This is a genomic window from Paenibacillus sp. YSY-4.3, from assembly GCF_054767475.1.
The window spans coordinates 64,666-71,868 of the sequence record NZ_BAABMC010000013.1 but is presented as its reverse complement, the minus strand read 5'-3'; the positions used below and the strand labels follow the sequence as shown (position 1 = coordinate 71,868).

The window sequence follows — 7,203 nt, the reverse complement described above, 5'->3', positions numbered from 1 at the left end:
ACTAAGATGTTTGACTTGCTCATTTTGAATCTGACGAGATCAGATTTACATCTGACTCTATTTTTTAGATTTCACTTGCGTGAAACCCGCTCACTCGTTGTTCAGTTTTCAAAGATCAACTTCGTTTCTTGTGTCTCGCTGTGTTTCAGCGGCGACTTTTATAATATATCATAGTTAGCTAGGTTTTTGCAAGAGTTTTTTTAATTTTTTTTTACTTCATTTATAAACTCTTACTTCCCGGCTTGCGTACCTCAAAAGCGGCACGAATGATAATTTACCACACCCCCTCCCCTAAAGTCAACACCTTTTATCATCTTATTGCTTTGCTTGGGGAAAACGAGCTTTTCGCGCATATTTGGAGAGTTCTTTCGAGGGTGCAAACCGGGCATACATTCGAAATATGGTCTTGTATCTATTAGCGATGGCACGCCTAATATCCTGATCCAGGCGATGGTCGCTCATATCCAGAAGCATTTCGTCAAGTTCCTTGCGCAGGACATAGTCTAATTCTTTGCATTCTTTTTCATTAAAAAGCATACCTAACATGGCTCACAGCTCCTCTTTCATCTAAGTTACGATCGTTGCGGGGAAATGTCAGGAGATAAATCGAAACTCATCTCTGTTGGTTAACGATGATTAACCCTTTTGCCAAATTAAGAAACTCGGTCTTTTGGACCGCTTTAATGGTATGCACAACTTTTAGGAAAAATATGAATGCAATCCTAATTTTTATAATTGCACCAAATGGAATGTAATCGTGCTCTCGACAATGGCCGCGATGAGCAGAGCCACGGTAATCCAGACTGCCGCTGTTCCCGCCGCACGGAAATAAGCACCCCACTTCACGCTCCGCTCATGCCGTTCTCTGGCCCCGAGCTCCCCTAAGCTCTTCAATACCAAATAACCGAACTGCAGTCCGTATGCAGCGGCGATCAAAATGGCCGGAATTTCTATAATTCCGTGCGGCAGCAAACCTTTTACGATCAAATCGAACATATCCGCTCCTTGGGCCGACGTCTCATGAACCAGATATCCAAGCACCATCCCGTTCATCACCAAGAACACGATGGGCATAAAGCCGAAGAGCGCACCGAGCCCCATGACCAGCAAACTTTTGATGGCATTGTTCAAAAATATAAATGTAAAAAAGCTTAGCTCCGGCGACGAAGATTGCGACAAACTACCGCTCACTTCCTGCAGCGCCTTAATTTGCGGATTCAACATGGCGCTGAGGGAGTCCGAATATACGCTTCCCAATATAATCCCGGCGACGAACAGCGCCAATGCAACGAGCAGCATTTTCCGATAATGGACTAAATCTTGAATAAAACGACGAAATGACATAAGAACCTCCTATAGTACCCATTGTTAATGATTTCTTCTCAAGCGGACAAGAATGGTTATATTCGTAAAAGGTACGAGCATATATTGTAACAGCGGACAACTTTATTTTGATACGAGAGGGGCTTAACTAATGAATAATTTCTTCTACGTCCTCAACGGAAAAAAGATCAAGCGCTTCATGTTTGTATTTGCCGCGGCCCTGTTTGCAGCCGGTATCATCTATGTTGAGAAGGAAAATATTACAGTATTCTCCGAAGAGAGCAATAGTTCGGCCATTTACAGCGTATCTACGAACAAGAAGGTCATTGCTCTCACCTTTGATATCAGCTGGGGAGATACGAGAACAGAGCCAATACTCCAAGTACTTAAAGACAAAGACGTGAAAAAGGCTACCTTCTTCCTCTCTTCCCCTTGGAGCAAAAGCCACCCCGAGCTCGTGAAGGCCATTCAACAGCAAGGCTTTGAGATCGGCAGCCATGGCCATAAGCACGTCAACTATAGTGATCTTGAAGAAGATGAGATTAAGCGGCAGCTTACGACAGCTCATTCTATTTTAACCGATTTGACCGGAAAAGCACCCACCTTACTCCGGCTGCCAAACGGGGACTTTGATAAGCGCGTGCTGAAGATCGCTAACAATCTTGGCTATAAAGTGATCCAGTGGGACACAGATTCTCAGGATTGGATGAACAAGGGTGTTCAGACGATCGTTAACCGTGTCGTTAGCAAAGCGCATCCAGGAGATATCATCCTCCTTCATGCCAGCGATTCCGTCAAGCAGACGCATGAGGCGCTTCCGATCATTATCGATGAGCTCCGTAAAAAAGGATACGAGTTCGTTACCGTCTCCGATCTTCTGCAGGAAGCGGACATCAAGGGCGCTCAGGTCAGGGATCAAGCCTGGATTCAGGAGCAAATCAACCTTGCGGCTGGAATGTGAAGCGACTGCAGGCGTTTAACAACAGAGGCACAAGACGGCTTGATGGACTTCCGTTAAACGGGAGTCTTTTTTATTACAAAAAACAAAAAGCCCAGTAATCGCACTGAGCTTTTTTTCACTTGCTTCCCTTATTGCGGGCTTTGCGCAGATCCGGCAGAAGCAGCAGGCTTTAATACTTTGTGTAGGATCAGTATCTGATACGCATTGCATGCCAAGAGCGGTGCAACGATCCATGCCGTCGCCGCATTGACGCCGATCTTAAGCACCCCGATCATTTCTACGATCGTCACGGCGATCATAAAGAACAAGGTTGGAATCCATGCCGTGCCATTTGTCAGCTTCGCTTTATAAAAAGCTGCGCCACAAGCCACAATAAGAATGACCGCGCTGAGAACGATATCGGAGCCGCCGCCTTGCCCCTCTCCTACAAACGTGCGGAAGAACATGAGCTCAAGCAGCGCAAGTGCGGTGAGCACGATTTGTACATATTGCCAGGTTCTTCTCGTAAATACGCCCGTACCCATGTAGTTGATCATCAAATAAGCAAAAAAGCCCATTTGGGAATATACGCTAACCATAATGCCTACCCCTAGCAAAATGCCGATATTCACCATAAAATCCACCGCACCGTTTAATTGCACGGTATCCGTCCATTGCAGGATTAGGCCTACAGCGAGCGATCCAACTGCTCCGACCAGCAGCGTGGTCCAGAACAAATAAAGCCAATTTTTTAAATTCAAAACCTCACACCCCCACTAACGAATTATTTTACCAACGATTCCGGTAAAACACCATGCTTTTCAAGGGGATAATTCCTATTTCACGTCCGCATACTACTTACAGCGATTACGATGAAGGAGGAAGGAACCATGAAGTGGCTGAACTACCGTTGGATGCTGTGCCTGATATGTACCTGTACACTTCCGCTAACGGCTTGCGGTTCTGAATCGAGCTCCTCTTCTGCTCAGGGAGGGGGATACAAAGAGACTAAATCCATGATCATTGACATACTTAAAACCGATGAGGGTAAAAAAGCCATTTATGAGGCGCTCAGCTCCCCGCCGTCCGAAGGCGGAGGCGGGCAATCTGGCGGAGGAGGCTCCAGTGGCGGATCAGGTGGATCTTCTGGCGGAGGCAGCGGGGGTGGTGGTTCTAGCTCCGGCGGAGGCGGCACCATGGGGATCAAAATGATCCTTCCAACCCAAACCTCGGAGCAGGTAAAAATGGCTGTTAAGGATACAATCACATCCCCGGAATACAAAAAAGAGTTCGAAAAGATCATGACCGACCCGAAATTCGCCGGGGATTTCGCCAAAGCGATCAATTCGCAAAACAAAGAACTGCATATGCAATTAATCAAGGACCCGCAATATCAGAAATCGGTCAGCGAAATTATGAAGTCGCCAGAGGTCATGAAAATGTTCCTCGATCTTACCCAAACCCCCGATTTCCGCAAGCAGTCTATGACTGTCATGCAGGAAGCGATGCAAAGCCCGTTATTCAAAATGGAAGTGATGGATCTGCTCAAAACGGTTGTGCAGGAGCAACTGCAGCCCAAGCTTGAAAAAGAATCTACTTCCGGCAAAGGCGGCGGGGGCGGTAAAGGCGGCGGAAGTGGCGGTGGCCAAGGAGGAGGCAGCGGCGGAGGCGGAGGCTCTTAAGCAGCTTTCTGAAAAATCCTAAAAAAAGACTGACCCTCCGGTCAGTCTTTCGCATATTTATTCATAACCTGCTGCGCTATGTCATCATAGATCCGGCCGACCGTGCTCTCCTGCTTATATACACAAGGCGAAAAGTCCGGCTCCGCTGGATGGTTGTCCGGCGCGCCAAGCGGAATTTGTGCGAGTAATCCGGTATGCAGCGTCTCGGCAAGCCGCGCTCCGCCACCCCGGCCAAAAATATAGTCCTTCTGTCCGCAGGCCGAGCATTCGTAATAAGCCATATTCTCGACTACGCCCAGCACCTCGTGGTCCGTCTTCAGCGCCATTGCTCCGGCACGAGCGGCTACGAAGGCAGCCGTGGCATGAGGGGTCGTCACGATGATTTCGCTGCTGTGCGGAATCATTTGATGCACATCAAGCGCCACATCCCCTGTTCCCGGCGGCAGATCAAGCAGCACATAATCGAGCTCTCCCCAATCTACATCACTGAAGAACTGGCGAAGCATCCTTCCCAGCATAGGCCCGCGCCAAATGACCGGATTATTCTCCTGAATGAAGAAGCCCATCGACATTACCTTGACGCCAAAGCGTTCAATAGGGATAATCGCTCCTTCATCCAAGCTAGGGACTTCTTCAATGCCCATCATATCAGGAACGCTGAAGCCGTATATATCAGCATCGATTAACCCGACACGCTGTCCACGACGGGCAAGGGCAACGGCCAAATTCACGGTAACGGTAGATTTGCCGACTCCGCCCTTGCCGCTGGCAATCGCAATGAACTTCACGCCGGACTTCGGATCCAGAATTGGCAATCTCTCGAGGCCGGCAGCATGTCCTTTGCGCAGCACCTCCTCATCGGAAGGTTCTTTTTCTTTTTCCCCCGCCTCTTCCAACTGGTCGCCTACAACCTCTTCGCGCTCCCGCTCGGAAGCTTCCCGGAATCTCAGATGAATATGACTGACGCCAGCATCCGCCAGACGGTCACGAATCTCCCGCTCCAGCAGCTTCTGCGTCTCCTCATCCTTCTCCAGGCATACTACCGTCAGAGAAACACGATCCTCTTTCACCATCATATCGCGAATCCATTGCAGCTCAACCAAGCTCCGGTTCAGCGTCGGCTCAGCAATAGGGCGCAAGGCCGCTTGAATATGCTCCTTGGATAACAATGACAGCACCTCGACTTCGTATCATATCGTGTTGCTTATTTCAAATTATGTATATTATATCACTCTCCGCTCTGCTTTGCCCTTTTTCCCGTTTCTCCAGCGCTATATCTTAAGATTCCCTGATAAATCGAAGCTGCCACCTTGCGCTGATACTGCTCGCTGCCGAGCATCGCCGCTTCACCCGCATTTGATAAAAAGCCGACTTCAACGAGAGCAGATGGAATTTTCAAAGTTTTCAGCAAATAAACTGACTTATCGTTTTGCTTGGCTACGCGATCGCTGTTCTCCAAATTACGTATCAGTTCATCCTGGATCAAATATGCCAAATCGTAGCTTTTATCATCCGCTTTGGTAAAAAACGTCTGTGCTCCGCTCCACTTGCTAGAAGGCACACTGTTTACATGGATGCTGATCAGCAGCTTGGCTTGCTTCTCTTCAATGAAGCGAACGCGGCGCTTCAGATCCTCGGTTTTGCGTTTGCTGTACCCCTTTGTTCCTGCATCAGCTAAATCCCGATCATCTTCCCGAGTCATGACGACTATCGCACCGGCCTGCTGCAAATAGTCGCGTAGATAAAGAGCCACGGCCAGATTGATATCTTTCTCAATCAATCCTTGTCGGCTTACTGCTCCCCCGTCCGGCCCGCCATGTCCGGCATCCAAGGCAATAGTCACTCCAGCCAAAGGCAGACTCCAATAATTCCAAGCATTCCTTGCCGGAACTTCATATACCGCAATTCCCCAGAGCATGCCGAGCAAGGCGAGGCCGAGCATCAGCTTTTTGATATGACCTAAGGAAATCCATAGTGTCACCTTATCTCGTGAGCCCATAAAAAAGCCACCTCCGCACCCATATGATTCTAATCATCTATATGGGACGAGGTGGACAAATATACCTTATATTCGGCTTATGGCATTAAATGATGACCTGGTGACTCATACCCTCGATCAATACTTTCGCTACCTCAGGTCTCGTGAACTCCGGCGGCGGGCACTCGCCATCGCGCAGCAAAGCTCTTACCTTGGTTCCAGACAGCGTCAAATGCGCCTCTTTCGGATGCGGGCACGTCTTACTGGAGGCCATGTTGCCGCATGTCGTGCAGAAGAAACTATGCTCGAAGAACAGTGGAGAAATCCCAAGCTCCTCCGGCGTAAAGTTCAGGAAGATTTCCTGAGCCTCATATGTTCCGTAATAGTCGCCGACACCTGCATGATCCCGGCCAACGATGAAGTGGGTACAGCCGTAATTTTTGCGGACCATGGCATGGAATATCGCTTCCCGTGGTCCGGCATAGCGCATAGCCGCCGGGAACACGCCAAGGAAGGTGCGATCCGCAGGATAGTAATTCTCCAGCAGCGTAAGATAGCTCTTCATCCGCACATCCGCTGGAACGTCATCCGACTTTGTCTCGCCGACTAGCGGATTCAGAAACAGCGCATCAACGATCTCCATCGCGCTTTTCTGGATATATTCATGCGCCCGGTGTACCGGGTTGCGAGTCTGGAAGCCGACCACGGTACGCCAGCCTTTCTCGGCAAATAAGCGCCGCGTCTCCGCCGGATCGAAGTAGAACTCGCCGAAGCGTTCTGGCTGTGGACGATTGAGCACCTGCACCGGTCCACCCACGTAATAAGGCGAACGTTCGAAGAGCTTCGCTACTCCCGGATGCTCCTTGTCTTCCGTTCTGAATACATTTCTAGCTTCCTCAGCTTGGTCTACTTTATAGACGCTTTGCACGTCGAGCAAGCCGTAGACTACACCATCCTGTTCCCCTACTAGGGCCACACGCTTGGAAATCTCCAGCTTCTGTGCCTGCTGCTCACTCACGGACAACGTGATTGGAATACTCCATACCGTACCGTCAGCTAGTCTCATCTTCTGGACCACGGAGTCATAATCTTCTTGATTCAGGAATCCTTCCAATGGAGAGAAGGCTCCTACACCGATCAAATCCAAATCCGAAATCGTCCAGGCATTGATTGAAATAACCGGAAGCTCTTTAGCTAGCGCGAGCAATTCGTCTCGCTCCTTGCCCGTCACGACCCGATTCACCAGTTTGCCACCATGCGGCAAAATTGCTGTCATCTCC

The 7,203-nt window shown here is 49.2% G+C and carries 8 protein-coding genes; 2 read left to right on the top strand and 6 right to left on the bottom strand.

Annotated elements, in window-relative coordinates; all coding sequences use genetic code 11:
* Positions 1 to 315: 315 nt before the first annotated feature.
* Positions 316 to 546 (bottom strand): hypothetical protein, encoded by a 231-nt coding sequence (locus ACYUJT_RS24210; protein WP_460327244.1) that lies wholly within the window; start codon positions 544 to 546, stop codon positions 316 to 318.
* 183 nt (positions 547 to 729) lie between these two features.
* Complete coding sequence (locus ACYUJT_RS24205; RefSeq protein ID WP_460327242.1) at positions 730 to 1,344, bottom strand: stage II sporulation protein M; 615 nt, start codon at positions 1,342 to 1,344, stop codon at positions 730 to 732.
* Positions 1,345 to 1,474: 130 nt separating this feature from the next.
* Here ACYUJT_RS24205 and pdaB point away from each other — a divergent pair, with 130 nt between their 5' ends.
* Entirely contained in the window at positions 1,475 to 2,284 is an 810-nt protein-coding gene (gene pdaB / locus ACYUJT_RS24200; protein ID WP_460327240.1) for a polysaccharide deacetylase family sporulation protein PdaB, read from the top strand.
* Between the two features lie 128 nt (positions 2,285 to 2,412).
* Here pdaB and ACYUJT_RS24195 read toward each other — a convergent pair whose 3' ends face one another.
* Positions 2,413 to 3,024, bottom strand: coding sequence for a KinB-signaling pathway activation protein (locus tag ACYUJT_RS24195; RefSeq protein WP_460327238.1), 612 nt, complete (start codon positions 3,022 to 3,024; stop codon positions 2,413 to 2,415).
* Between the two features lie 129 nt (positions 3,025 to 3,153).
* On the opposite strand from ACYUJT_RS24195, the gene gerD reads away from it, so the two are divergent.
* Positions 3,154 to 3,945 (top strand): spore germination lipoprotein GerD, encoded by a 792-nt coding sequence (gene gerD / locus ACYUJT_RS24190; protein ID WP_460327236.1) that lies wholly within the window; start codon positions 3,154 to 3,156, stop codon positions 3,943 to 3,945.
* A gap of 41 nt (positions 3,946 to 3,986) precedes the next feature.
* Here gerD and ACYUJT_RS24185 read toward each other — a convergent pair whose 3' ends face one another.
* The 3 genes from ACYUJT_RS24185 to sat form a co-directional block, all read right to left on the bottom strand.
* Complete coding sequence (locus ACYUJT_RS24185) at positions 3,987 to 5,114, bottom strand: Mrp/NBP35 family ATP-binding protein (RefSeq protein ID WP_460327248.1); 1,128 nt, start codon at positions 5,112 to 5,114, stop codon at positions 3,987 to 3,989.
* 59 nt (positions 5,115 to 5,173) lie between these two features.
* On the bottom strand, positions 5,174 to 5,944 hold the full coding sequence (gene cwlD / locus ACYUJT_RS24180; RefSeq protein ID WP_460327233.1) for an N-acetylmuramoyl-L-alanine amidase CwlD: 771 nt from the start codon (positions 5,942 to 5,944) through the stop codon (positions 5,174 to 5,176).
* Between the two features lie 85 nt (positions 5,945 to 6,029).
* Positions 6,030 to 7,199 carry a sulfate adenylyltransferase gene (gene sat, locus ACYUJT_RS24175; protein ID WP_460327231.1) on the bottom strand — a complete coding sequence of 390 codons (1,170 nt, stop codon included), beginning with the start codon at positions 7,197 to 7,199 and terminating at the stop codon, positions 6,030 to 6,032.
* Positions 7,200 to 7,203: the final 4 nt, after the last annotated feature.